The organism is Marimonas arenosa, assembly GCF_030848945.1.
Classification (GTDB): Bacteria; Pseudomonadota; Alphaproteobacteria; order Rhodobacterales; family Rhodobacteraceae; genus Marimonas; species Marimonas arenosa.
The window spans coordinates 301,041-325,279 of sequence record NZ_JANHAX010000003.1 but is presented as its reverse complement, the minus strand read 5'-3'; the positions used below and the strand labels follow the sequence as shown (position 1 = coordinate 325,279).

The window sequence follows — 24,239 nt, the reverse complement described above, 5'->3', positions numbered from 1 at the left end:
CTCAGAGCGCTCTGAGCCCCAGCATGTTTCGTGCCTCCTGCGGCGTCGCCACGGCCCGGCCGGCGGCACTCGCACAGTCTGCCAACGCCCGAATCAGTTCACCGTTCGAGCCCGTCCTAGCACCGTTCGGCAGATAGAACGTATCCTCAACCCCGGTCCTTAACATGCCTCCCAACTCCGCCGCGCGCTTGTGCACGTCCCAGATTTCACCCCGCCCGATCAGCGTCGCCTGCCAGCGCGCACCGGGCATCAGATACCCTGTCAGAAGGTCCAGAAGCTTGCCATCCGCCGGCATTCCCGATGCCACCCCCATCACCAGGTTGTATTGCGCCCGATCCGCCATACCATGGCGTATGTACATCTCGACCGAACGCACGATCCCGGTGTCAAAACACTCGAACTCGGGCAGCGTACCGGTTTCGGCCATCACGTCGAGGAAGTCCTGAACCTTCGCCGGCGTATTGTCGAACAGCATCGGCGGCCAGGCCCAGTCGCCATTGGACTTGAGTTTGAGATAATTCAGCGAGCCAGCGTTGCAGGCGGCGATCTCGGGACGCAGCGCGCGCAATACGTCAAGCGGCCCCTGGTAGTCGGGCCCGGGCATGCCCGTGGTCGAGTTGATGATGACCCCGGGGCAGGCCTCGCGGATGGCGTCGACGATCTCGCCCGCGACCACGGGGTCCCAACTCGGCAGGTGCCCTTTACCTTCGCTCTGATGACGGTAGTGAATATGGACAATCGCCGCGCCCGCCTCCATCGCCTCTCGCGCCGAAGCCGCGCATTCCGCCGGGGTCACTGGCACCGGATGCTGCGTCGGATCGGTCAGCACCCCGTTCAGCGCGCAGGTGATGATCGCCTTGTCCATGCTTCAAACCCTCCTCCGCGTGCCCCGCGCCGGCGGCGTTTCCGGCGGCCCGGCAAAGCATTGCGCATGCGCCATCCAGGTCTCGGCCACCGGCCCTTCGACCCGCAGGTCGGTATCCGCCAGCGCCCGCGTCTGGGTCACCACTGCGGCGAAATCAGCGGCTGTTCCTGTGATGCTCCCAGCGCTTTCACCGAATTCCCACGCCGCCCCAGACGGTGCCTCCAGTACCAGCTTCGGCATCGATCCCGGCACCTCCAGCCCGTGCACCTGATGGGCCCACCCGAAGGTGTTTACCCCCAGCACCACGATGTTGCGGATGCGGTCCTGCTCTTCTCTTTCCAGCCCCAGAAGGTCAAATATTTCAAATCCATGCGCCCATGTCTCCATTTGCCTCGCAGTGATCGCCGACCGCGCCGACATCGACGGCCCGACCCAGGGAAGGCGCGCTTTCGGATCCTGGTTTTGCCACCGGTGCGCCAGTGCCCGCGCAAACCCGATCCAGGTCGCGCGCAGCACCATCCCGCCTTCCGGAATCGCTTTGCGTTCAACCTCGCGCAACGAGATACCGTTCTCGATCGCGTTCGTTACGCGATCGCGCAATCCTTTGAAGGCGTCCTCACCCTGGGCCGCGAACTCCACTGCGCGGTTCCAGAAATGCAAATGGCGCAGAACGTCCTCGACGGTCCAGCCCTTGAACTGGGTGGCGCGCCCGAAATCGGTCTCGTCCAGACCGCGCACTGCGTCGTACAGTGTCTCGCTTTCAGCCAGGAAGTCTTCGACCTGCGAAAAACTCATCGGCTCTCCTTTCCGATCACCACGATCACCTGCCCGCCGGTCACCTGCGCACCCGGCGCGACAGCGACGGTCTCGACCACCCCGCCGGCGTCGGCGACGAGTTGATGCTGCATCTTCATCGCCTCCAGCACAGCCAGCCGCTGGCCGCGCTCGACCCGGTCGCCCTCGGAAACGTCCAGCGCAATCACCTGCCCCGGCATCGGGGACAGGACCGCCCCATCGCCGGCCGCCGCGCCCGCCGCGCCGGCAGAGACCCGCGCAACACGCCAGGCCCGCGCGCCGTGTTGCAGATACAAACCACCCGCCGGATCGACCGCAAACCAAACCTCTTTTCGCACCCCATCCAGACGCAGTCGCGCCTTCGACCCCTCGATCCACTCGAGATCGACCTCGTGCTGCCATCCCACCGCATCCATACGCCAGCGCATGGATTCGCGCACCCACCCGCGCAACGCCAGGACCTCCCCCCCGACGGCGAGATCCAGCGGCACCGGCCGGACACCATCCGAGGCAAACCCCAGCAACCGGGAATCGGTCATCAGCGACGCCCCGCACGCCGCCTGCATCTCCTGCCAGAGCAGCATCGCCCCGGCGATGGCGATCTCGCCAGATGCCGGGGCAGACACCGCAACCCCGCCCGGGAATGCCGTTTTCAAGAACCCGGTTGTGACCCGACCCGCAGCAAAGTCCGGTGCCGCCAGAATGTCAGACAGGAAACCCGCGTTGGTAGTCACCCCGAGGCAGGCCGTGCCGTCCAACGCCGCAAGCAACCGCTGTCGGGCCGTCTCGCGGTCGGGCCCGCTGGCGATCAGCTTGGCTAGCATCGGATCATAGAAGGGCGTCACCGTGCTGCCGCTGGCAACACCGCTGTCCACGCGCAACCCGTCACCCTGCGCCGCCCGCCAAAAAGCGATCCGGCCAATCGCGGGCAGAAAACCGTTGCCCGGATCCTCAGCATAGAGCCGCGCCTCGATGGCATGACCCTGCAGTGCCACGTCGGCCTGCGCGATCTTCAATGGCTGGCCCCGCGCCACGTCGATCTGCATCGCCACGAGGTCCAGCCCGGTAACAGCCTCGGTCACCGGATGTTCGACCTGCAACCTCGTGTTCATCTCTAGGAAGTAGAATGCGCCGCCGTCATCGAGCAGGAATTCAACCGTGCCGGCGCCACGATATCCAACCGCCTGCGCCGCCGTCACCGCGGCCGCGCCCATTTCGCCGCGCAACGCCTCGCTGACCCCCGGCGCCGGGGCCTCCTCGATCACCTTCTGATGCCGCCGCTGCACCGAACAATCCCGTTCGCCGAGATGGATACAGGCGCCGTGGGCGTCGGCAAACAACTGGATTTCGATATGTCGCGGGTCTTCCAGCGCCTTCTCCAGGATCAGACAATCCGACCCAAAAGCGGCCAATGCTTCGGAGCGGGCCCGGGCAAGTGCCGCTGGCAGATCCGCGGCCTCGTGGACCAGACGCAGCCCCTTGCCACCCCCGCCCGCCGCAGCCTTTACCATCAACGGAAATCCGACGCGCCCCGCTTCGGCAATCAGCCTGTCGTCGCCCTGATCCTCGCCATGATAACCCGGCACGCAGGGCACACCTGCGGCCTCCATCACCCGCTTGGCCGCAGCCTTATCCCCCATGGCCGCGATTGCCTTGGGCGTTGGCCCGATGAAGACAAGACCGGCTACCTCGACATCACGGGCAAAGCTGGCGTTCTCGCTCAGAAAGCCATAACCGGGATGGATCGCCCCCGCTCCGGCCTGTTGCGCCGCCGAGATGAGTCTTTCGCCGTCAAGATAACTTTCCGTTGCCGGCCCAGGCCCGATCCGTACTGCGATGTCCGCCGCCGCCACATGCGGCGCATCGGCGTCTGCATCGGAGTAGACCGCGACCGCGCGTAGCTTCTTCGCTTTTAACGTGCGGATGATGCGGCAGGCGATCTCACCCCGATTGGCCACAAGAACGGTGTCGAACATCACATCCTCGCCACGCCAAAACTGTTCGGCCGCACCACCCGCGCGCGGGCTTCCAGAATGGTCTGCAAGCAGAAGGCGATGACCTTGCGGCTGTCGCGTGGGTCGATCACACCATGATCGAGACACCGGCCCGAGGTGAAAAACGGTGAGGCCTGTCGATCGAAAAGTTCCATGATGGCGGCTTCCTGCTGTGCCAACCGGTCCTCGTCGATCTCGGCACCGCGCCGCACCGCGCCGGCGCGAGCCACCGTGCTCATGGTTTTCGCCGCCTGCGCGCCGCCCATGACGCCGGACCGGGAATTGGGCCAAGCGAAGAGAAAATCCGGCTCGTAGGCGACGCCGCACATGCCATAGTTGCCAGCACCGAAACTCGACCCACAATACAATGTGATCTTTGGCACCGTGGCATTCGACACCGCTTGGATCATCTTCGAGCCGTGCTTGACCATCCCCGCCCGTTCATAGGCGGTGCCCACCATGTAGCCAGTGGTGTTCTGCAGGAAGATCAGTGGCGTGCCCGCCTGCTCGCAGGCCTGGATGAAGTGCGTCGCCTTGTTGGCGCCGGCCGGGTCAATCGGGCCATTATTAGCCAGAATTCCCACCGTCACTCCGTGAATCGCCGCTTGCAGGCAGAGTGTGGCGGCGCCGAAGCCCGGTTTGAATTCGTCGAATTCGGAGCCATCCACCAACCGCAGCACCAGTTCGCGCGCGTCATACGGCTGCTTCAGGTCCGCCGCCACAACGCCGGCCAGTTGGTCAGGATCGTATATCGGCTCGCGAAAGTCGCCGGCCGCGGGCCGTGCCATGCCCTTGTTCCAGTCGAGCCGTCCCACCACCCGCTGCGCCAGCGCGATGGCATGGATGTCATCCTCGGCCAGGTATTCTACCAGCCCCGACACTGAGGCATGCATTTCGGCCCCACCCAGATCGGCATCGCGGGCTTGCTCGCCGGTGGCGGCATAGACCAGCGCCGCCCCGGCCAGCGCCGCCACGCCGTTTTTCTTCACCCCGATCACATAGTCCGAGAGCCCTGGCATGTAAGCGCCTCCGGCCGTCGACGGACCATGAAGCACCGCAATCGTTGGCAGCCCGGCAGCCGAGAGCCGCGCGAGGTTGCGGAATACCGCCCCACCCTTTGCCCAGTCTTCGACCTTGTAGTTCATAAGGTTGGCGCCGGCGCTTTCGACCAAGTGGATGAACGGCAGTTTCTGCCGGAGCGCGATCTCCTGTATCGAGATCATCGCCTGCAAGGCCATTGGTCCCAGCGCGCCGGCGTTGATCCCGCTGTCATCGACCACCACCATGGCACGGGTGCCCGCAACGAAACCGATCCCGCCGATGAAGGTCGATCCCGGCACCGTCTTTTCCGGATCATCGCTGTCGGCCATATAACCGGCCAGAGAATGTAGCCGCAGCCACGGCATGCCTGGGTCCAGCAGCCTTGCCAGCCGCTCGCGTGGGGTGATCTGGCCGCGTTCGTGGAACCGGGCCCGGCGTTCTTCCGATTTTTGCTCGGCCCTGGCTTCGAGAACCCGCAATTCGTCGACCGCTGTGAGCATAGCGCTGCGGTTTTCCGCGAATCCCGGGCTATCGGGCAGGATCTTGGCCCCGCGTCGCATGTCTTCTCCCTCTCACGCGCTGACGCCACTCTAACGGCTAGACACGCACCCGCCACGGAAATTTCCGCGGCCAGACGGAACGAAACCCGTGGATCAGGGTCTTGACCGTTCTTGGCACCCGCGCAAATCCACTTGCAAAGAACCGCTTGCGCGCAGAAGTGCCGCGCATGATAGTCGCCGAAACCGTTCAGCATGGCCGATGCCCTTTCGTGTACCCCATATCGCATGCCTGCTAGTCGCTGGCTTCCTGTCCCTGACGCTCACCGCCGCGGGTCGGGCAGACCAGATCACTGTATTCGCGGCGGCCAGCCTGAAAACCGCCCTCGACGACATCGCCAGGCAATTCTCCGAAACAACCGGCCACGAGGTAACGCTGTCCTATGCCGGATCTTCGGTGCTGGCCCGCCAGATCACGCTCAGGGCACCGGCAGACATCTTCATCTCGGCCAATCCCGGCTGGATGGACCATCTCGAAACCGCCCGTCTCATCGCGCCTGGCACGCGGGCCGATATCGTGTCGAACCGGCTCGTGCTGATTGCCCATGGCCCCGGCGGCGCGGCCTTAGCGCCCGAAGAGCTACCGGCGCGACTGGGACAGGAATACCTGGCCATGGCCCTGACCGATGCGGTTCCGGCCGGGATCTACGGCAAGGCCGCGCTGACGCATCTCGGTCTCTGGGAAAAGGTCGCTCCCCAAGTCGCCCAGGCCGACAACGTCCGCGCGGCGCTGGCCTACGTCGCATTGGGTCAAGCTCCCTACGGCATCGTATACAAATCTGACGCCATTGCCGAGCCGCGGGTTTCGATCGTGGCTACCTTTCCCGAGGACAGCCATCCGTCGATCCGCTATCCCGCCGCCGCAATCACCGGGCGGGACAGCGCGGCGGCGCATGCCCTCCTCGCGTTCTTACGCGGCGACATAGCGCGCGGTGTGTTGGTCCAGCAGGGCTTCACCCTCCTCGAAAAGGCTTCGCCTTGAGCTGGCTCGGTCCGCAGGAATGGCAGGCGGTGGCGCTGTCGCTTAAGGTCGCGGGATGGGCCACGGCACTATCGTTGCCGTTCGGGATCGCGATGGCTCTCGTCCTCGCGCGCTGGCAATTCCCAGGGAAACAGCTTGTCAACGGGCTCGTCCACCTGCCGCTGATCCTGCCACCGGTCGTGACCGGCTATCTGCTGCTGCTGGCTTTCGGCACACAGGGCTGGCTGGGAGCGGCACTGCAATCCATGGGCCTGAGTTTCGCCTTCCACTGGACCGGCGCGGCCCTAGCTGCCGCCATTATGGCCTTTCCGCTGATGGTCCGCGCCATCCGGCTTTCGATTGAGGCGGTCGACCCGCGGCTGGAACAGGCCGCTGCCACGTTCGGGGCATCACGGACCTGGGTGTTTCTGACCGTGACCCTGCCGATGATCCTGCCCGGCATTCTGGCGGGCGCGGTTCTTGCCTTCGCTAAGGCGATGGGCGAATTCGGCGCAACCATCACCTTTGTGTCGAACATTCCTGGCCAGACGCAGACCCTGCCTTCGGCGATCTATGCCTTTCTTCAGGTACCCGGCGGCGAGGCCTCGGCGCTGCGGCTGGTGGTCGTGTCGATCGTGATCGCCATGGCCGCCCTGCTGTCGTCGGAGTTCCTCGCCCGCCGCCTCGCCCAACGAGTGGCCGGATCATGACGCTGTCGGTGCGCCTCCGCCATAACCTGCCGGGTTTCATCCTTGATGCCGCGTTCGAGGCGCCGCCCGGCCTGACCGTTCTGTTCGGGCGCTCGGGTTCGGGAAAGACCACGGTGATCAATGCCGTAGCCGGGCTGCTACGCCCGCAGGCAGGCCGGATCGTCGCCGGCGGGCGCGTGTTGTTCGACAGCACCCAAGGCATCTGCCTGCCGCCCCGGCAGCGGCGGCTGGGTTACATCTTCCAGGAAGGCCGACTGTTCCCGCATCTGACGGTGCGCCAGAACCTGGCTTATGGCCGCTGGTTCGCGCCACGGGATGCGGCACGCGAGGATATGGGCCGCGTCGTCGAGATGCTGGGCATCGGCCATCTGCTGACACGCAGGCCAGCCCAGCTTTCCGGTGGCGAGAAGGCGCGGGTCGCCATCGGGCGGGCTTTGCTGGCCGCGCCGCAACTCATCCTCGCCGACGAGCCGCTGGCGGCTCTCGACGAGCCCCGGAAGGCCGAGATCCTACCGTATTTCGAACGCCTGCGCGACGCGGTGAACGTGCCGATTCTCTATGTCAGCCATTCCGCCGCCGAGGTGGCCCGCCTGGCCACCACGGTTGTGGTGCTGGAAGAGGGACGCGTGACGCACCAGGGGGCGGCGGCGGAACTGTTGAGCGATCCGCGGATTTCCCCGACCGGCGTGCGCGAGGTGGGTGCGGTACTCGAGGCCCGGATCGTGACCCACCACACCGATGGTCTGACAGAATTGATCGCCGGCACGGCCGCGTTCTTCATTCCCCGAATCGACCGCGCACCCGGGACTTCGGTGCGGATCCGGATCGCGGCGCATGATGTCATGCTGGCGCGTGACCGGCCCACGGGTCTGTCGGCTCTGAACATCGTCGAGGGTCGGGTTGAACAGTTGCGATCAGGCACCGGGCCGGGCACCATCGTGTCGCTCGACACCCCGGCCGGTCGGATCCTTGCCCGGGTGACCCGTCGCTCGGCCGAGGCGCTGGGGCTCGCCGAAGGGGTACGCTGCCACGCCATCGTCAAGTCAGTGGCCATCGCGCCGCAGGACGTCGGCGCGGCCGACTCGCTGCCGTCCTAATCGGCGGAATCGGCAGCTCGCACTCCCGCTTGGCGCACGAGCGGTCAGAAATAACTTCGCACCAGGCTCCCGGCAATCAGGCTCCAGCCGTCTGCGAGCACGAAGAAGCTGAGCTTGAACGGCAACGACACGATTGCCGGCGGCACCATCATCATTCCCATCGACATCAGGATCGCAGCAACCACGAGGTCGATGATCAGAAACGGCAGGAAAACGAGAAACCCGATCTGAAAGGCGCGGGCGATCTCCGAGAGCAAGAAACTCGGAACCAGCACCGACAACGGGGCGTCAGCGCTCAGGGTCAGTTGCGACACGTCTGGGCGCAGCGCGGCCATCGACGCGAAGGTCTCGGGATCAAGCCGAGCGGCCATGAAGTCACGGAACGGCGCGACAATGCGTGGGACGGCTGCTTCGACGTCGATTTCTTCTGCCACCATCGGCGCTACGCCCTGTTCCCAGGCGGCAGTGAAGACCGGTTCCATCACGAAATAGGTCAGAAACAGCGCCAGGCTGACGATCAGCATGTTGGGCGGCGACTGCTGCAACCCGATGGCTTGGCGCAGGATCGACAGGACGGTGACCAGAAAGGGAAAGCAGGTCACCATGATGGCGAGCCCGGGTGCCAGGCTGAGCACGGTGATCAGCAGGATGAGTTGTACCGACCGAGCGGTCAGCGACCCGCCCTCGCCCAGCGAGATCGACAGCTCCTGAGCCAGCGCTGGCTGCGGCGCCAGGCCCGGGATCATCAGCGTCGCGACGGCCAGGAAAAACGCAATCCGATGCCGGCGAGATTTCATGTCAGGCCGCGTCCGGGTTCCGCTACCTCGGTCAGGCGCACGGCCAGCTGGCCGGCTTGGTCGCCGTCGAGTTCCTCGAGCTCGCCACGGGCGATCAGCTTGTCGCCAACGAACAGTTCGACCGGGTCGTCGACGCGGGTGTCGAGCGCCAGCACGGAATCCTGCCCCAGTGACAGCAGGTCGCGGATCAGTGGTCGTGCCTTACCGACCGAGATGGTGATTTCAATCGGTACAGACGAGAAAACCCCGCCGCGCTCCTGTCCGCGCGCACCGCCGGCCTGATCGTCATCCGCCATGCTTCAGTTCCTTTTCGCTTGTGTGTTTCAACTCGTCGAAAAACGCGTCCAGCGCCTTGGCGATCCTGGACAGCACCTCGTCATGGTCGATCTGGCGCTCGCCGTCGCCGAAGCGGAGATAGGCCTGCCCCGCCCCCAGGGACGGCTCCTCGACCAGCTGCACTGGGAATCCCGGGTCTTCGTCCAGCAATCCGCGCACCAGAGCAATGTTCTGTGGCGCGACAACGATCTCGACCCGCTGTTTACCGACCGCCAGGGCCAGACCGGTCAGTTGCTCGGCAATGCGCGGGCCAAAGCTCTTGCGGGCAATCTCGGGCAGCACCGCCTCGACAATCTGGGTCATGACCGGCCTGAGTGCCCGGGCAAGGTGGCCACTGGCCTCATGATAGGTGAAAGACAGCTCCTGCAGGTTGTTGGCGAAATCGCTGGTTAAGTGGTTGCGGTCCTCGGCCTGGGCCTTTGCGGCATCGTCCCAGCCAGCCTTGTAGCCGCGCTCGAAAGCTTCGAGTTTCTCCTCCTCGAGGGAGAGTTCGGACATCGAGATCGACCCGCCGTCATCTTGGTCGGCGCCTTCGAAACTCTCCAGGAGGTGCGAAATCGACATCAGGCATTCTCCTCGCTCGGCTCAAGCCAGTTGCGCAGGATTTCCATGGTTTCCTCCTGGCGTTCGCCGATGAGAGTCCGAAGGCGCTCTGCCGGGTCGGATGGGATGCCGGGATCGCCGGTGAACCCGCCGCCGGGCAGCTCACCGAGAGTGGGTGGCGCACCGTCACTACTGTCGGACACCAGCGCCAGATCGGGCAGGTCTCCGGGTCCGTCATCGATCTCTCCGGTCAGAGCCTCGAGCCCGACGCCGTTTTCAGACGTTGCTGCCGCGCGTCCGCCGGACGCGCCGGGGGCGGCCAGCGCCCGCACGCCGCCTTCGGGGGGGGCCGACAAGAGCGGTCGCAGCACGAACAGACCTAGGATCAGCGTCACCAGCGCAAGCACCGCCATCTGGATGATCGACATCACATCGAGATGCACCCCTGCGAACAACCCGCCCCCGACCTCACTACCACTTGCGGCGATCGGCTCGAACCCCATCGACTTAATGGTGATCACGTCGCCGCGGTCGGCGTCATATCCCACGGCCGAGGCGACCAGTTCGCGCAACGCGTCAAGTTCTTCGTCGGGCCGCGGTGCCAGGGTTTCGGTGCCGTCCGGCGCCACCGTGGTGGTACCGTTGACCAGCACGGCAACGGTCAGCCGCCTGATGGCGCCGGGCTGGCGCACGATTTCGCGCAGCGTCTCGGATACTTCGTAGTTCACCCGCTCGCGGGTTTCGGAGTTCTGGCTGGAGGCATTGTCGCCCTGTGCGCCGTCGCCGTCGGGAAGATTCGACGCGACGGTGACCTCGCCCCCCCCCGATTCGGTGGAATTGTTGGAGCGTTCCTCGGTGTCGGTGCTGATCGCCACCCGGCCGGTAGGATCAAACAGTTTCTCGCGGATCGATTCGCTCTCCGTTACCGTTTCGACGCTGAGTTCGACCACGGCATTGCCATAGCCCACGCGGGCTTCCAGCAGGTTCTGCACCCTCTCGCGCAGCCGGTCGGCCTTGTCGTCGATCGAGCTGCCCTGACCGGGCTCCTCGCCGGTGCCGATTAGCCCACCCTTGCCGTCAATCACCGAAACATCCGCGGGGGCAAGCCCGGCCACGGCTGACGCCACGAGGTATTTGAGCGCTTTGGCGTGGCTGGCTGAAATCCCACCCTGGGCGGCGGTGATCGAAACCGACGCACTGGGCCTGACATTGCGCTGAAACGGGTTTGAGCCAACATTGGCGATATGCACGCGCGCGCCGGCGATCAACGGCGACGAAACGATGGTGCGGGCCAACTCGCCCTCTTTGGCGCGCCAGTAGGCAGCATCGAACATCTGGCTGGTGGTGCCGAACCCCGACAGCGAATCGAGCAGTTCGTAACCTTTCGCACTGTTCGTGGGCAGCCCTTCGCTGGCCAGCGTCATACGCAACTCGTCCCGCTTGGCCGAGTCGACAAAGATGCCCCCGCCGCGGACGTCATAGGCGACGCCGCGGGATTCCAGCGCCTGTACGACCTCGCCCGCGGCACTGCTTTCCAGGCCGGAATATAGCAGGCTTAGACTGGGCCGTGCGGCCATGCGCGACATCCCCAGAATCGCCGCGAATACCGCCACCGTGGCGAGGATCACGATCAGCCGGCGGCGCTTATCGAGCGACGACCATACATTCTGAAGCTGCTGCACCGAAATGCCTCCGAACCGAGAAATATGCCAAGGGCCTTCTGCCCGCCTGGCACCCATCTTTCGCCGATCAGGCTTAACAATCGGTTAGGACCGAACGGGTTATAGACGGTTCGTCAAAAGAGATTGGATCCGCGATGGCTGACGAAGAAGACCCCCCCGTCGAGAGCGCTGAAAAGACCCCGAAGAAAAAGTCGAAACAGCCGTTGATTCTCGGGCTGGTGCTGGCCTTGGCAGGAGGTGGCGTGGGCTTCTATGCCACCTTTTCCGGCATGATCCTCGGCAGCGATTCGCGTGCGGCAGAGGGCGGGCATGACAGCGGTAAAGACGACCACGTGTCGGATCATTCGTCCGATCCCGCGATAGGCGACATCGCCTTCGTCGCTGTCGATCCGATGGTTGTATCGATGGGACTCGGCGCCGATGCCCAGCATCTGCGGTTCCGTGCCCAACTCGAAGTGCCGACGCAGTATCAGGCGGATGTCGAAAAGCTGCTGCCGCGAGTGGTGGACGTGCTCAACAGTTATCTGCGCGCACTCGAAGTCAGCGATCTTGCCGATGCCGCCGCGCTGGTTCGGCTGCGGGCCCAGATGCTGCGGCGCATTCAGATCGTCATCGGGACCGGCCGGGTGAACGATCTTCTGATCATGGAATTCGTACTGAACTGAGGTGACGAGATGGAAATGATTGCCGACATATTGCTGGTCGCCGGGGCGCTGGGCGCCGGCGTCTACTGTTTCGTGCTGGCGAGGCGGCTGGCACGATTCAACGATCTGGAAAATGGGGTCGGAGGCGCTGTCGCAGTGCTGTCGGCTCAGGTCGACGATCTGACAAGGACCTTGGTGACTGCCCAGGCCACCGCGTCGAATTCTACGGAATCGCTTGATGCGCTGACCGAACGCGCAGAAGGCGTGGCTAAGCGGCTCGAACTGATGGTGGCCTCGATGCACGACCTGCCTGACTCTGCTCCTAAGCCGGAACCTGCCCCCGAGGCGCCGCCGACCGTGTTCTTCCGCCACCCGCGCGAGGAACGCGCCTCATGAGCCGCCCGCAAACGCCCCGCAAGACGTCAAAGAAACGCGGCAGCCGGCCAGGGCGCGGCACGCTTTTTGTGATTGCCGGCTTGTTGATCAGTTCGGCCATCATCAGGCTGGGTCTCGATGCCGGGCAGGCGATCGCCCGCCAAAGCGACGCGACCACGGTCGATGAGGCCCGCGACTCCGCCCGCGCCAGGCCGGAAAACTGTGCCCCGCCCCCGGATGTCGCGGCGATGCTGGTCGCGTTCCAGCAGCGTGAAACCCGACTCAAGCAGCGTGAAGCTCAGCTTCGAGCCCGCATACAGGCGCTTTCGGTAGTCGACCGGGAAATCAGCGAGAAAATGGCCGCTCTGACCGGCGCCGAGGAAGAGCTCCGGACAACCCTCGCCTTGGCCGATTCCGCAGCCGAGAACGATCTCGGCCAGCTCACCTCCGTCTACGAGAACATGAAGCCGAAAGATGCGGCGGCCCTGTTCGAGGCGATGGACCCGCGCTTTTCGGCCGGGTTCCTGGGCCGCATGCGCCCGGAAGCCGCCGCCGCCATCATGGCCGGCCTGACGCCACAGACCGCCTATACGATTTCTGCGATCCTGGCAGGACGCAACGCCGACGTGCCGAAGGAATAATTCCCCGCGATGAAAGTTTCTTAACCCGGGTTTGCCAAACTCGGGCCCGCAGTTCTGAGAGGTAAGGAACAGATGCTCGGTATCGTCGGTATTGCCGTTATCTTCGTTATGGTCTTCGGCGGCTACATCCTTGCCGGAGGCAAGCTGGCGATCATCATCAAGGCCCTGCCGTTCGAACTCATGATGATCGGCGGTGCGGCCGTCGGCGCCTTCCTGATCTCGAATGACATCGGGTCTGTGAAACACACGCTGAAGGACATTGGCAAAGTGTTCAAAGGGCCGAAATGGAAGCACGAAGACTATCGCGACCTGCTCTGCCTGTTGTTCGAATTGATCCGCCTGGCCCGCGCCAACCCGGTGGCGATCGAGGAACATATCGAGGCGCCCGAAGAAAGCTCGATCTTCTCGAAATACCCCAAGATCCTGACCGATAAGGAAGCAATCAACCTGATTTCCGACACGCTGCGCTCGGCGTCTATGAACTATGACGATCCGCACCAGGTGGAAGAGGTTTTGGACAAGCGGATGGACGCCAATCTCCACCATGCACTGCATTCAAGCCACGCATTGCAGAGCATGGCCGACGGTCTGCCGGCGCTGGGGATCGTGGCTGCCGTGCTGGGCGTGATCAAGACGATGGGCGCCATCGACCAGCCGCCGGAAGTGCTGGGCAAGATGATTGGTGGCGCTCTGGTGGGCACCTTTCTTGGTGTCTTCCTAGCCTATGGGCTGGTCGGGCCGTTCTCGGCCAAGGTCAAGGCGGTGACCGAGGAGGACGGCCATTTCTATCACCTGATCCGCGAGGTGCTGATCGCCAACCTGCACAATCACGCTACCAATATCTGTATCGAGGTTGGCCGCCAAAACACGCCTTCGCATTGTCGTCCCAGCTTCGGTGAGCTCGAAGAGGCGCTCAAGACCGTGAAACAGGATGCCGCATGACGAAACCGTCCTTCAACCTGAAACACGCGGCGATGATCACGCTGTTCCTCGCCACCCTGCCCGATACGGCCCAAGCCGAACGCGTTGTGGTGCGGTCGGGCGAACATGACGATTTTTCACGTCTGACGCTGGCGCTGCCGCGAGCCCTGCCATGGGCGCTTGACAGCGACGGCACCAAGGCGCGTTTGAGCCTGTCGAACATCAATGCGGATTTCGATCTGAGCGGTGCATTCCGCAGGCTCTCCGCCGGGCGCATCACCGATCTTGCGCCGGGGACCGGAGAAAGCACGCTTGCCATTTCGATGAGCTGCGCCTGCGAAATCGAGGTGTCCCGCTACGGTGCCGACCTGCTGGTGGTCGACATTCGCGGCACACCCGGATCTGTACCGGCCCCCGACTCGCAGCCTGAACCGAAGGCGGAGACCCGTGCGAACGCTGGCACCGTCATCCCGCCGGACCCGGTCGCACCGGCGGCCATCGCATCGCGCCATCTGTTTCCGTTTGAACCGGCTCGGACTAGCGCGGAAATGCCACTGACGTTCGGCCCGATGATCGCGACTGCCTCGGCCGAGCATCGCAGCTCGACGCGGGATTCCGAGCCGGAGACGGGTTCGACCCTGGAGACCGGTTCGGACACGGACCCGCTCACACGGATGAAGCGGTTGTCCGAGGCCGAGCAGCGGCTGGCGGAACAGCTCAGCCGTGCCGTGTCACAGGGGTTGGTGAACCCGAAAGACCCACGGTTGCCCGACATACCTGAACGTACGGCAGAGACCGCGCACCAGCGGCACCCGCCAGCAGCGGATCATTCTGCGCCCGCGACCCCTCCGGCCACGCCAGGGCTGAACCTGCGGGCCCAAACCAGCGCAGACCGCGACTTCTCGGTGCTGCTCGCCGCGCTGCCGCAAACCGGAAACGGTGAGACATGCCTGACCGATGCCGATCTCGATATCACCGCGTGGGCCGGCGACGCACCGTTCGGCGAACAGGTGGGTCGCCTGCGTGGCGCTCTGGTGGGCGAGTTTGATCGGCCCAATCCGGAAGCTGCCCGCAAACTGGTCAAGCTCTACATCCACTATGGCTTCGGTGCCGAAGCGCTGCAGGTGCTCCGAGTGTCTGCCCTGACCGGCGACGGCACGATGGTGTTGAAATCGATGGCCGAAATCATGGAGTTTGGCCATGCCACCGGCCCCGGGCCGCTGTCGAACCAGGTCGACTGCGACAGCCATGCCGCGCTCTGGGCGGTTCTGTCCCATGCCGACCTCCCCGAGGAAGCGCGCCCCAACGGGGCGGCGATTCTGCGCGCCATCAACACTCTGCCACCGCAGATCCGCGGCCTTGTCGGCCCGATGGCCAGCGAGCGTCTGCTGGCAGCACATTTCGAAGATCTTGCGGCACAGGTACTCGCAATCGTCGCACGCGGACAGGATACACCCGACCCACGCTTCAACATGGCCGATGCCAGGGTACAGCTGGCCGAGGGCGATATCGATGCCGCAGGCGCCGCGCTCGACGGTGTGGTCGCGTCGAATACCGACCAGGCTCCGAGGGCACTGATCACACTGATCGATACCCGTCTCGACGCCGGGCTACCGGTCGATATCCAGACTGCGGCCCTGGCTGGGGCCTACGCCCAAGAATACCGCAGCGATCCGCTGGGCGCCGAGCTCAAGCGCGCCCATGTCCTCGCCTTGGCGGAAGCCGGCGACTACGACACGGCGTTTCGCGAACTGGCACTGTTCACCGCAGCGCATGAGCCCGGGGAAAGCCGGAACGTGCGCTCGCATGTCATGGCCGCGCTGGCTGGCGATGCCGGTGACGTGTCGTTCTTGAAACACGCACTCGACCCGAGTGTTGCAGACCGGCTCGATCTCAGCATCGCGAGCGCCAATGGCGTCGCCCGCCGGCTGATCGACCTCGGTTTCGCAGCCGAGGCCAGCGCCTTTCTTCTCGCCGATGCGGAGGGTGCCGAGGGCCGTAAACGCCAACTGTTGCGCGCGCGCGCGGCGCTGCTTCTGGAGGAGCCGCGCCGCGCCGAGGCCGCTCTCTTCGGATTGACCGGGCCTGACGCCGACCTGTTGCGCGCCGAGGCCCGGGCGATGATCGGCGACCATGACAGTGCCCGTCAACTGTTTGCCGATCTCGGCCGCCAGGACGACATGGTCGCGGAAGCTTGGCTGGGCGCGCACTGGGACACGCTGCGCGACGCCGATGATCCGCTCTGGCAGGAGGCGGCCCGAATGGCCACGACCCCGGCGCCGGAGGCTGCGGCAGATACGCCCGGCGTTCTGGCCAAGAACAGAACCCTGATCGAGGAGAGCGTGGCCGCACGTGCGACCATGTCCGATCTGCTCACGCGTCTTTCCCTCGACGCGGCCCCTCCTGCCGAAGAATGAGCCGCGTTCCGACGGCTGCTTACCGAAAATAAACCGCTGCACTCTAACCTACAGCAACTGCCAGAAGGCCGCAAAGGGGAGAACCCGTGACACCGTCTGCATCTCGTTGGGCCGCTGTGACGGCCTTGCTAACCATCGTTCTGACCGCCGAGTCCGGCCAGACTGCCGCACGCATGGCACCCGAACAGGTCTGCGATCACGTTGCCACACTCGCCTCTCAGAAGTCCGGGGTGCCGTTGTCCGTGCTCCAAGCGATCACCCGTACCGAAACCGGGCGCAAAAAAAACCACCATTTCACCCCTTGGCCTTGGACCGTGAATATGGAAGGTAAAGGCGTCTGGTTTGACAGCCTGGACGAGGCTCGCGCTTTTGTCTTCCGGCACTTCAAGCGCGGCGCCCGCAGCTTCGACGTCGGCTGCTTCCAAATCAATTACAAGTGGCACCATAAGGCCTTCGACTCGATCGACGAGATGTTCGATCCCGAGGCCAACGCCCTCTACGCCGCCGCATTTCTCAAGGAGCTCTACGCCGAGAAAGGCAGCTGGACCGACGCGGCCGGCGCCTACCACTCGCGCACTCCGAAATATGCCAAGCGCTACAAAGCGATTTTCGAGAAACACCGCCGCAATACACCTGCTGACCCCGTTGCGGCCGGGCAAAAGCCGGTCGCGGCCAGTGCGCCTCGACCGCTTGCCCCTCGGGTCAATACCTTCCCGCTGCTACGGGCCGGTACAGAGGAAAACAGCAACGCCCGGCTCGGATCACTGGTTCCGCTCGGCAACCGGGCTGCGGCCAGCGGATTTCTTCAGATCAACCGCCGCCCCAGCGGTCTGGCCGGAGGGTGACCGGCTATGTCGCTGCGCGTCGTCTTCCAGCCCACCATTCTCCTGGCACTGGCACTGATGGCAATCATCGTGATGATGATCCTGCCAATGCCCGCCTGGGTTCTCGATATCGGGCTCGCCGCCTCGTTCGCTTTGGCGATCCTCATCTTCACCGTCACGCTGTTTATCGAGCGGCCGCTCGATTTCTCGTCGTTTCCAACGGTGCTGCTGGCCTCGCTGATGCTGCGGCTGTCGCTCAACGTCTCCTCGACCAAGCTGATCATTGGCCAGGGTCACACCGGTACTCATGCCGCAGGTGATGTGATCCAGGGCTTTGCCAATTTCGTCATGTCGGGCAGCGTGTTTCTGGGCCTTGTGGTCTTCGGCGTCCTCCTGATCGTCAACTTCATGGTAATCACCAAGGGAGCCGCTCGGATGGCTGAGGTTGGCGCGCGTTTCGCGCTTGACGGGATGCCGGGCAAACAACTCGCCATCGATGCCGACATGTCCGCCGGCGCCATCAACCACGACGAGGCCAAGGCGCGGCGCGAGCGTGAGCAACAGGAAACCACCTTTTTCGGCTCGCTCGACGGGGCGTCGAAATTCGTCAAGGGCGATGCGGTGGCGGGGCTGTTGATTACGCTCCTGAACCTGCTGATGGGGCTGGTGATGGGCGTCGTCGTGCACGGCATGGCGCTGCGAGATGCGTTCGAAACCTATACCATACTCACGGTTGGCGACGGCCTCGTCAGCCAGATCCCAGCAGTTATTATTTCGATCGCCTCCGCACTTCTGCTGGCGCGTGGTGGAGCGACCGGTGCCACCGATCTCACCCTGCTCAATCAGTTGGGCAAATACCCGTCTGCGCTCGCCACCGTCGCTTTGCTCATGGTGCTTTTCGCTATCGTGCCGGGGCTGCCTTTTCTGCCGTTCATCACCGGCGGCGCCACGCTCGGCACTGCGGCATGGGTCATCTGGAAAAGGGCGCAAGCGACCGCGGCCGCCACACCCGAGTCAACGGATGCCGACGCGCCGACGCGCGAGAAACCGATGGGCGATATGCTCGATATCGACGACGTCCATGTCGAGTTTGCCTCCGATCTCGTCAACATGGTGCTCGATCCCGGCACCGGGCTGGAAGCCCGGATCGCCAACATGCGCCGACATATCGCCCGAGTCTATGGTCTGATCCTGCCCGAGATCCGCCTGACCGATGCGCCCAACTTAACGCCCGGCACCTATGTCGTCCGGATCCAGGGCGTCGAACAGGCCCGCGCCCGGCTGCGACCCGAACATGTCATGGCGCTGCAGCCCGACAATCCGGCAGCGCTACCGCCCGGCACCGATTTGGAGGAGCCTGTTTACGGCGCGCCGGCACGCTGGATCGATCCCGCGCTGCAAGAACAGGCGGCGCTGGCCGGCGTCACCATCGTCACCCCGACCGAGGTGCTGGCCACCCACCTGCTGGAAATCATTAAGCGCAATCTCCCGCGCCTTCTGACACTGAAGGCACTGCGCCGCATCCTCTCCGAGATGGTCAACCTGTCCGACCCCACCCGGGCCGAGGCCAACCGAAAACTCCTCGACGAGCTGATCCCCGACAGGGTACCGACCGACCTGCTGCACGCGGTGTTGCGGCTCCTGCTCGACGAGCAGGTCTCGATCCGCAACCTGCCGCTCATTCTCGAAGCGATTGCTGAGGCCCGCTCACTCCACAGCCAACCCGACGCCATCTGCGAACATGTCCGCCAGCGCCTCGGCTTCCAGCTGGTGGCAGATATCAAGCGCGACGACGGGACCATTCCGCTAATCCAACTCGCCCCGGAATGGGAGGATACCTTCGCGACTTACCAAGTCGATGGCGAACGCGGCAGCCTGGATGTCGCGCTGCCGCCGGACCTGTTCACCCGGCTGACCACGGCTCTGGCCGACAAGATCAGCGCCGCCAGCGAACAGGGGGTGTTTCCGGCCGTTGTCACTTCGACGCGTCGCCGCCGTTTCCTGCGCACCGTGATGCGCGCTAAGGCGATCAACAACCCGGTGCTTTCTTTCGAAGAAATTGGGCTCGAAGCGCGCCCGTCGCTCGTGGGGGTGATCGCCGCGTGACCGAGACGCTTGTTGATCTGCTGGACCTGGTGCAAAGCCTTCTCTGGCAAGGCTTCGTGACATTCCTTCGGATCGGACCGATGATGACGCTTTTGCCCGCCTTCGGGGAACAGTCGGTACCGATGCGAGTGAAGCTGGCGCTCGGGCTCTGCTTCACGATGATCGTGGCCCCGGCGGCACCGGCCGCCCTCACAACACCCGAGACCGGCGTTCCGGCGCTGCTGCTGGCCGAAACCGTCGTTGGCCTGACTATCGGCATCGGCATCCGCATGTTCGTGATGGCCCTGCAGACCGCCGGCTCGATCGCCGCGCAGGCCACCTCGCTGGCCCAGATCTTCGGCGGCGCGGCGTCCGAACCAATGCCGGCCATGGGCCACGTTCTGGTGGTCGCCGGACTGGCGCTGGCCGTGATGTCCGGGCTGCATGTGCGCGTGGCAGAACTCATGATCTGGTCGTACGAAGTCCTGCCGCTCGGCCGGTTCCCGGCCCCGTCGGCCATGTCCGACTGGGGCGTACAACAGATTGCCCGCGCCTTTTCGCTGGCCTTCACCCTCGCCGCCCCGTTCGTGATCGTCTCGGTGCTCTACAACCTGACCCTCGGCGTCATCAACCGCGCCATGCCGCAGCTCATGGTCGCCTTCGTCGGCGCCCCGGTGATTACCGCCGGAGGCCTGAGCCTGCTGTTCCTGATGGCCCCGTTGATGCTGTCCCGGTGGCATGATGCTCTGGTTCTGTTCCTTGCCAATCCGTTCGCCGGAACTGGTCCATGAGCCAGGGTGAAGACAACACCGATAAGCGCCACGACCCGACGCAGAAGAAGCTCGATGATGCGCGCAAGAAGGGCGAAATCCCGCGCTCCTCCGACCTGTCGGTGGCGGCCGGGTACGGTGGACTCCTGATCTGTGCGCTCGCTGCCGGGGCAAGCTCGATCCAGGCTCTGGGCACGACGATGATGACGATGATCGACCAGGCCGGCAGTCTGGCTCCGCTGGTATTCAACGGCGATCCGCGGGCGCCGCTGGGCGGACTGGCGAGCGCGGTTGTGCGTGGTGCTCTCCCTTGGTTTCTGCTGCCGGCCCTCGCGGTTCTGAGCGTGCTTGCCGCCCAGCGCGGCTTCACCTTCGCGCCCACGAAACTGCGGATGAAATTGTCGCGCATCGCGCCGGTGTCCAACGCCAAGAAAAAATACGGCCGCGCCGGCCTGTTCGAGTTTTTCAAGAGCTTCACCAAGCTCTTGGTTTTTTCCGCCGTGCTCGGGCTGTTCCTCAAGGCGCGCCTGCCGGAGATGGCGTCGGCCGTATTGGGGGGGCCGAACTATGCGGCGGTTCTGATGGCGCAGGTTTCAGTGGAGTTCGTCTTCGTTTCGTTCCTGATCGCGCTCGCCATTGGCGGCATCGACTTTCTCTGGCAACGCGCCGAGCATCAGCGACAGAACCGTATGTCTGACAAGGAAATGCGCGACGAGCACAAGGAGGCCGAGGGCGATCCGCACATGAAGAACCACCGCCGCTCGCGGGCGCAGGAAATCGCACTCAACCAGATGATGTCCGAGGTTCCCACCGCCGACGTGGTTATTGTCAACCCCGCCCACTATGCCGTTGCGCTGACCTGGAGCCGCAAACGCGGCGACGCGCCGGTGTGCGTCGCCAAGGGCGTGGACGAGATTGCCCGCAAGATCCGCGAAGTGGCTCGGGAGGCCGGGGTGCCGATCCACGCCGATCCTCCCACCGCCCGGGCCCTGTACGCGACGACTGAACTTGGCCAGGAAATTGCGCCCGAGCATTTCAGGCCCGTCGCCGCTGCCATCCGTTTTGCCGAGGCAATGCGCCGCCGCGCCCGCCGGTGGCCGCAATGAGCCGCCTTCTCGATGATCTTGCGGCGGTCACGGATGCCGCCTACCGGGCCGACCTTGCGGGTCTGAAATCCATCGTCGCGGAAGAAGACGAACTGCGCCGCAACCTCGCCAATCTGGCCGCGGAGGAGCGCCGTAGTGCCACCGCGGATCCCGACCGCGTGTTGGCGCTCAACCAGATCGGTGGCGACATCCTCTGGCGGGCCTGGGTAGGGCGTAAACGCGAGGCCCTGAACCTGCGCCTGGCTACCGTGATAGCGCGTAAGCTTGCCGCCGCACAAGCCGTGCTCAATTCGTTCGGCCGATCCTCCATAGCCGAGGACCTACGCAGACAGGCCGGGGAAAAACACCGATCGGAGCAAGCAACGCGGCGGACAATCGCGGATCAGACGCTGATGACACTTACGGCCGGCAGAACCCGACCAGGGATACGCATCGGAACCGGAGGCAACAGCGCGCGCTGATGGTCTTCCGGGCTGTAAGTCGCCCACCGCGAACGGCGATCTCCGGGCCCGGTCTCGGCCGTCCTGAACACCCGGCCGGATCAGACATCCTGGCGATTGATGTCGACGATCAGGACATCCGAAATCAGATCGTCCACAACCTTGCGCGCGGTTTCGCGAAGCGCCTGGCGCAGCACGTCCATGTTGTTGGAATTGGTAAAACTACCGCGGAATCCGCCCATGTTGGCATGGTCGAACAGCACCTGCAGAAAGGCATCTCGCAGCTTCGGTTCGCGCTTGAACACCTGCTCCTGCTGTCCGGCCAGAACCTCGACGCTCAGCGACATCACCACCAGCGATTCGACCTTGTCCTGCCCCACGACGGGCACGATGAACTGGTTGTTGAGTTTGACATAGTCATGCGCCTGCCCATCGTATTCGGCGTGGTCGTCACCGTGGGAATCCGCCATCGCGGCATGGACGTCTTTGCCCTGTTCCGTCCTCTCGCCGCAAGGATTGACCGCCAGCGCCGCTTCGGGCATCGGCGCGGGTTTCAGTACCAGGCCTGCTCCGATGCCGCCACCGACGCCGACCAGGATCAGAAGAATGGGAAGAACCTTGCCGATCATATCTTTCTCCTTGCCGCCATTGCGCTGACCTGCCGCTTTGCTCAGAACGGCAGGACAGCGTCGACCACCTGCTGACCATAGCGCGGTTGCTGCATGTCGCTGATCTGACCACGGCCGCCATAGGAAATCCGGGCCGAAGCGATCTTGTCATAGGTGATCTGGTTTTGACGCGAGATGTCCTCGGGTCGCACAAAGCCAGACACCAGCAGTTCGCGCATCTCGAAATTCACCCGCACTTCCTGGCTGCCGGAAATCGCCAACACGCCATTGGGCAGCACATCCGCCACCGTTGCCGCCACCCTGAGTTCCAGCTTCTCCTTGCGCCGCACCGTGCCGTCCCCGGTCGACTGCGAACTCGAACTTATCGATACGGCCTCCTCCATTGACGCGCCTTCGGGCAAGCTGCCGTTGATCCGCTGCGGGATGCCGAAGAACCCGGGCACAGACAAGCCCTCGGACCCGCTGCGCGCGCGCGACGTCTTGTTCGAAATCTCGGCCTTGTCGTCGATCTCGATCACCACTGTCAGGATGTCGCCGCGTCTCAGCGCCCGCCGGTCTCCCAGAAGCGATTGCCGGTTTCCGCTCCAGAGCGACGCCTGGTCCAGCCGGCGCACCCGCTCCGCCATCAGTGGCAGGCCAGGGTTCATCATCGCCGCGTGTTCAGGATTGGCCATGGTACGCGTGTCGGAAAAGCTGGGCGGCTTGCCGAGGTGATCGACACGGCCGCAGCCCTGCAGCAGCAACACCAGACACAGACCGGCAAAGGACAGGCGGAACGTCATCGTCGCAAACTCCTATTCGGAAACGGAAATCGAGCCATCGGTCTGCACCCGGCCCATCACCGTATTGCGAGACGCGAGGTTCATCACCTTCACACGGTCGCCGACGGCGGCGCGGTCAAGCGCCCGGCCTTCGGTGCGGATAGACAGGCCGCCGCGAGCATAGGTCAGCGGGACAACCTGATTTCGCTCGATCACGGCCGGTGGACCGACATCGACAGGCCGCACCGGGCGGCCCGGGTAGAGCGCGACCTTGGCTTCAAGCCCCGCAACTTCGTCGACGGCGGTGAAGCCCCCGGCCACATCGACCGCGCGCAGTTGCAGATCGCCCGGAGCGATCACCTCCTGCGCCCGTATCGTGCGCACCGGAACGACTGTATCGGCCGCAACCGGGCCGGCAAGCCAGAAGAGCGCTACCACTGCCAGAGTCCGCATCAGCGTACCTGCGTGGTGGCGCCCATCATCTGGTCGGCGGCCGAGATCACCTTGGCGTTCATCTCATAGCCGCGCTGCGCCTCGATTAGTTCGGTGATCTCGCGCACCGCGTCGACCGAGCTGTCCTCGAGATAACCCTGCCGCAGGGTACCGAGTCCGTTCTGCCCCGGCGTAGCGGCGATCGGCGCACCCGAGGCTTCGGTCTCGGTAAAAAGGTTCGAGCCCCGTGCTTCGAGCCCCTTGGGGTTGGAAAAGCCGACCAGGTTGAACTGGCCCAGAAGCTGCGCCTCGCCGCCCTGATCGAAGTACGCATAGACCTCGCCATCAGCATTGATCGAAACGGCGCGGGCATCTTCAGGAATGGTGATTTCGGGCTGCACCGGAAAACCGTCCGCAGTCACGATCAACCCGTCACCAGTTCGTTTCAGACCACCATCGCGGGTATAGGCCGACTGCCCCGAGGGCAGCGTGACTTCAAGATATCCGCGTCCGTCGATCGCCACGTCGAGATCACCGCCGGTGGCTGAAAGCGAGCCCTGCGCCAGCTGCACCGAGACCGCGGCCGGCCGCACACCCAGCCCCAGCTGCACCCCTGTGGGCAGGACCGTGCCATCAGCGGCGTTGACCGTGCCGGGCCGTGTCATCTGCTGGTAGTGCAGGTCGGCGAACTCGGCCCGTCGCGGGTTGTAGCCGGTCGTCGACAGGTTGGCGAGGTTGTTCGAGATGGTCTCGACCCGCATCTGCTGGGCGGCCATGCCCGTGGCGGCGATCTTCAATGCCCGCATGTTACTGCTC

25 protein-coding genes are annotated in these 24,239 nt (G+C 64.4%); 13 read left to right on the top strand and 12 right to left on the bottom strand.

What is annotated here, in order from left to right:
• Position 1: 1 nt before the first annotated feature.
• Genes NO357_RS11720 through NO357_RS11705 form a run of 4 tightly spaced genes read right to left on the bottom strand, consistent with a single transcriptional unit; the run spans position 2 to position 5,255 of the window.
• Positions 2–865 carry a beta-keto acid cleavage family enzyme gene (locus NO357_RS11720; protein WP_306735857.1) on the bottom strand — a complete coding sequence of 288 codons (864 nt, stop codon included), beginning with the start codon at positions 863–865 and terminating at the stop codon, positions 2–4.
• Between the two features lie 3 nt (positions 866–868).
• Complete coding sequence (locus tag NO357_RS11715; RefSeq protein ID WP_306735856.1) at positions 869–1,660, bottom strand: TIGR03084 family metal-binding protein; 792 nt, start codon at positions 1,658–1,660, stop codon at positions 869–871.
• Positions 1,657–3,636: an acetyl/propionyl/methylcrotonyl-CoA carboxylase subunit alpha gene (locus tag NO357_RS11710; protein WP_306735855.1), complete on the bottom strand. Its 1,980-nt coding sequence runs from the start codon at positions 3,634–3,636 to the stop codon at positions 1,657–1,659. The genes NO357_RS11715 and NO357_RS11710 overlap by 4 nt, the downstream gene beginning before the upstream one ends.
• Positions 3,636–5,255 (bottom strand): acyl-CoA carboxylase subunit beta, encoded by a 1,620-nt coding sequence (locus NO357_RS11705; protein WP_306735854.1) that lies wholly within the window; start codon positions 5,253–5,255, stop codon positions 3,636–3,638. The genes NO357_RS11710 and NO357_RS11705 overlap by 1 nt, the downstream gene beginning before the upstream one ends.
• Before the next feature lie 199 nt (positions 5,256–5,454).
• Between NO357_RS11705 and modA the strand changes: the two genes are divergently transcribed.
• Genes modA through modC form a run of 3 tightly spaced genes read left to right on the top strand, consistent with a single transcriptional unit; the run spans position 5,455 to position 8,020 of the window.
• Positions 5,455–6,234, top strand: coding sequence for a molybdate ABC transporter substrate-binding protein (gene modA / locus NO357_RS11700; protein ID WP_306735853.1), 780 nt, complete (start codon positions 5,455–5,457; stop codon positions 6,232–6,234).
• Positions 6,231–6,923, top strand: a complete 693-nt coding sequence (modB, locus tag NO357_RS11695) for a molybdate ABC transporter permease subunit (protein WP_306735852.1) — start codon at positions 6,231–6,233, stop codon at positions 6,921–6,923. The genes modA and modB overlap by 4 nt, the downstream gene beginning before the upstream one ends.
• Positions 6,920–8,020: a molybdenum ABC transporter ATP-binding protein gene (modC, locus tag NO357_RS11690; protein WP_306735851.1), complete on the top strand. Its 1,101-nt coding sequence runs from the start codon at positions 6,920–6,922 to the stop codon at positions 8,018–8,020. The genes modB and modC overlap by 4 nt, the downstream gene beginning before the upstream one ends.
• Positions 8,021–8,064: 44 nt before the next feature.
• Here modC and fliP read toward each other — a convergent pair whose 3' ends face one another.
• Genes fliP through fliF form a run of 4 tightly spaced genes read right to left on the bottom strand, consistent with a single transcriptional unit; the run spans position 8,065 to position 11,378 of the window.
• Complete coding sequence (gene fliP / locus NO357_RS11685) at positions 8,065–8,766, bottom strand: flagellar type III secretion system pore protein FliP (protein WP_306736186.1); 702 nt, start codon at positions 8,764–8,766, stop codon at positions 8,065–8,067.
• Between the two features lie 47 nt (positions 8,767–8,813).
• Complete coding sequence (locus NO357_RS11680; protein ID WP_306735850.1) at positions 8,814–9,113, bottom strand: FliM/FliN family flagellar motor switch protein; 300 nt, start codon at positions 9,111–9,113, stop codon at positions 8,814–8,816.
• Positions 9,103–9,717, bottom strand: a complete 615-nt coding sequence (locus NO357_RS11675) for a FliH/SctL family protein (RefSeq protein ID WP_306735849.1) — start codon at positions 9,715–9,717, stop codon at positions 9,103–9,105. The genes NO357_RS11680 and NO357_RS11675 overlap by 11 nt, the downstream gene beginning before the upstream one ends.
• The gene (gene fliF, locus NO357_RS11670) at positions 9,717–11,378 is read right to left on the bottom strand and encodes a flagellar basal-body MS-ring/collar protein FliF (protein WP_306735848.1); all 1,662 of its coding nucleotides are present in this window, start codon (positions 11,376–11,378) and stop codon (positions 9,717–9,719) included. The genes NO357_RS11675 and fliF overlap by 1 nt, the downstream gene beginning before the upstream one ends.
• Positions 11,379–11,512: 134 nt before the next feature.
• On the opposite strand from fliF, the gene NO357_RS11665 reads away from it, so the two are divergent.
• The 10 genes from NO357_RS11665 (at position 11,513) to NO357_RS11620 (ending at position 21,622) form a co-directional block, all read left to right on the top strand.
• Positions 11,513–12,043, top strand: a complete 531-nt coding sequence (locus NO357_RS11665) for a flagellar basal body-associated FliL family protein (RefSeq protein WP_306735847.1) — start codon at positions 11,513–11,515, stop codon at positions 12,041–12,043.
• Between the two features lie 9 nt (positions 12,044–12,052).
• Positions 12,053–12,418: a hypothetical protein gene (locus tag NO357_RS11660; RefSeq protein ID WP_306735846.1), complete on the top strand. Its 366-nt coding sequence runs from the start codon at positions 12,053–12,055 to the stop codon at positions 12,416–12,418.
• Entirely contained in the window at positions 12,415–13,038 is a 624-nt protein-coding gene (locus tag NO357_RS11655; protein WP_306735845.1) for a MotE family protein, read from the top strand. The genes NO357_RS11660 and NO357_RS11655 overlap by 4 nt, the downstream gene beginning before the upstream one ends.
• A 72-nt stretch (positions 13,039–13,110) precedes the next feature.
• Positions 13,111–13,980 (top strand): flagellar motor stator protein MotA, encoded by an 870-nt coding sequence (motA, locus tag NO357_RS11650; RefSeq protein WP_306735844.1) that lies wholly within the window; start codon positions 13,111–13,113, stop codon positions 13,978–13,980.
• Entirely contained in the window at positions 13,977–16,376 is a 2,400-nt protein-coding gene (locus NO357_RS11645) for an RAD23 family protein (RefSeq protein WP_306735843.1), read from the top strand. The genes motA and NO357_RS11645 overlap by 4 nt, the downstream gene beginning before the upstream one ends.
• Positions 16,377–16,462: 86 nt before the next feature.
• The gene (locus NO357_RS11640; RefSeq protein ID WP_376744374.1) at positions 16,463–17,221 is read left to right on the top strand and encodes a transglycosylase SLT domain-containing protein; all 759 of its coding nucleotides are present in this window, start codon (positions 16,463–16,465) and stop codon (positions 17,219–17,221) included.
• Positions 17,222–17,227: 6 nt separating this feature from the next.
• The gene (gene flhA, locus NO357_RS11635) at positions 17,228–19,306 is read left to right on the top strand and encodes a flagellar biosynthesis protein FlhA (RefSeq protein ID WP_306735842.1); all 2,079 of its coding nucleotides are present in this window, start codon (positions 17,228–17,230) and stop codon (positions 19,304–19,306) included.
• Positions 19,303–20,076: a flagellar biosynthetic protein FliR gene (locus tag NO357_RS11630; RefSeq protein WP_306735841.1), complete on the top strand. Its 774-nt coding sequence runs from the start codon at positions 19,303–19,305 to the stop codon at positions 20,074–20,076. Before flhA ends, NO357_RS11630 begins: the two co-directional genes overlap by 4 nt.
• Positions 20,073–21,161 (top strand): EscU/YscU/HrcU family type III secretion system export apparatus switch protein, encoded by a 1,089-nt coding sequence (locus NO357_RS11625; protein ID WP_306735840.1) that lies wholly within the window; start codon positions 20,073–20,075, stop codon positions 21,159–21,161. The genes NO357_RS11630 and NO357_RS11625 overlap by 4 nt, the downstream gene beginning before the upstream one ends.
• Positions 21,158–21,622 carry a hypothetical protein gene (locus NO357_RS11620; RefSeq protein ID WP_306735839.1) on the top strand — a complete coding sequence of 155 codons (465 nt, stop codon included), beginning with the start codon at positions 21,158–21,160 and terminating at the stop codon, positions 21,620–21,622. Before NO357_RS11625 ends, NO357_RS11620 begins: the two co-directional genes overlap by 4 nt.
• 80 nt (positions 21,623–21,702) lie before the next feature.
• Here the strand turns inward: NO357_RS11620 and NO357_RS11615 are convergent, their stop codons facing one another.
• Genes NO357_RS11615 through flgG form a run of 4 tightly spaced genes read right to left on the bottom strand, consistent with a single transcriptional unit; the run spans position 21,703 to position 24,229 of the window.
• Complete coding sequence (locus NO357_RS11615; RefSeq protein ID WP_306735838.1) at positions 21,703–22,230, bottom strand: flagellar basal body-associated FliL family protein; 528 nt, start codon at positions 22,228–22,230, stop codon at positions 21,703–21,705.
• Between the two features lie 41 nt (positions 22,231–22,271).
• Entirely contained in the window at positions 22,272–23,012 is a 741-nt protein-coding gene (flgH, locus tag NO357_RS11610; protein ID WP_306735837.1) for a flagellar basal body L-ring protein FlgH, read from the bottom strand.
• Positions 23,013–23,024: 12 nt separating this feature from the next.
• Positions 23,025–23,444, bottom strand: a complete 420-nt coding sequence (gene flgA / locus NO357_RS11605; protein WP_306735836.1) for a flagellar basal body P-ring formation chaperone FlgA — start codon at positions 23,442–23,444, stop codon at positions 23,025–23,027.
• The gene (flgG, locus tag NO357_RS11600; RefSeq protein WP_306735835.1) at positions 23,444–24,229 is read right to left on the bottom strand and encodes a flagellar basal-body rod protein FlgG; all 786 of its coding nucleotides are present in this window, start codon (positions 24,227–24,229) and stop codon (positions 23,444–23,446) included. The genes flgA and flgG overlap by 1 nt, the downstream gene beginning before the upstream one ends.
• Positions 24,230–24,239: the final 10 nt, after the last annotated feature.

Bases quoted from the DNA above. Each gene is read 5' to 3' on its own strand.
- flgH (WP_306735837.1), bottom strand. From the start codon at position 23,012: ATGACGTTCCGCCTGTCCTTTGCCGGTCTGTGTCTGGTGTTGCTGCTG.
- fliP (WP_306736186.1), bottom strand. From the start codon at position 8,766: ATGATCCCGGGCCTGGCGCCGCAGCCAGCGCTGGCTCAGGAGCTGTCG.
- modC (WP_306735851.1), top strand. From the start codon at position 6,920: ATGACGCTGTCGGTGCGCCTCCGCCATAACCTGCCGGGTTTCATCCTT.
- flgA (WP_306735836.1), bottom strand. From the start codon at position 23,444: ATGCGGACTCTGGCAGTGGTAGCGCTCTTCTGGCTTGCCGGCCCGGTT.
- NO357_RS11625 (WP_306735840.1), top strand. From the start codon at position 20,073: ATGAGCCAGGGTGAAGACAACACCGATAAGCGCCACGACCCGACGCAG.
- NO357_RS11620 (WP_306735839.1), top strand. From the start codon at position 21,158: ATGAGCCGCCTTCTCGATGATCTTGCGGCGGTCACGGATGCCGCCTAC.
- NO357_RS11615 (WP_306735838.1), bottom strand. From the start codon at position 22,230: ATGATCGGCAAGGTTCTTCCCATTCTTCTGATCCTGGTCGGCGTCGGT.
- flgG (WP_306735835.1), bottom strand. From the start codon at position 24,229: ATGCGGGCATTGAAGATCGCCGCCACGGGCATGGCCGCCCAGCAGATG.
- NO357_RS11665 (WP_306735847.1), top strand. From the start codon at position 11,513: ATGGCTGACGAAGAAGACCCCCCCGTCGAGAGCGCTGAAAAGACCCCG.
- NO357_RS11680 (WP_306735850.1), bottom strand. From the start codon at position 9,113: ATGGCGGATGACGATCAGGCCGGCGGTGCGCGCGGACAGGAGCGCGGC.
- NO357_RS11660 (WP_306735846.1), top strand. From the start codon at position 12,053: ATGGAAATGATTGCCGACATATTGCTGGTCGCCGGGGCGCTGGGCGCC.
- NO357_RS11655 (WP_306735845.1), top strand. From the start codon at position 12,415: ATGAGCCGCCCGCAAACGCCCCGCAAGACGTCAAAGAAACGCGGCAGC.
- NO357_RS11645 (WP_306735843.1), top strand. From the start codon at position 13,977: ATGACGAAACCGTCCTTCAACCTGAAACACGCGGCGATGATCACGCTG.
- modA (WP_306735853.1), top strand. From the start codon at position 5,455: ATGCCCTTTCGTGTACCCCATATCGCATGCCTGCTAGTCGCTGGCTTC.
- NO357_RS11720 (WP_306735857.1), bottom strand. From the start codon at position 865: ATGGACAAGGCGATCATCACCTGCGCGCTGAACGGGGTGCTGACCGAT.
- NO357_RS11710 (WP_306735855.1), bottom strand. From the start codon at position 3,636: ATGTTCGACACCGTTCTTGTGGCCAATCGGGGTGAGATCGCCTGCCGC.
- flhA (WP_306735842.1), top strand. From the start codon at position 17,228: ATGTCGCTGCGCGTCGTCTTCCAGCCCACCATTCTCCTGGCACTGGCA.
- NO357_RS11715 (WP_306735856.1), bottom strand. From the start codon at position 1,660: ATGAGTTTTTCGCAGGTCGAAGACTTCCTGGCTGAAAGCGAGACACTG.
- NO357_RS11675 (WP_306735849.1), bottom strand. From the start codon at position 9,717: ATGTCGATTTCGCACCTCCTGGAGAGTTTCGAAGGCGCCGACCAAGAT.
- motA (WP_306735844.1), top strand. From the start codon at position 13,111: ATGCTCGGTATCGTCGGTATTGCCGTTATCTTCGTTATGGTCTTCGGC.
- NO357_RS11705 (WP_306735854.1), bottom strand. From the start codon at position 5,255: ATGCGACGCGGGGCCAAGATCCTGCCCGATAGCCCGGGATTCGCGGAA.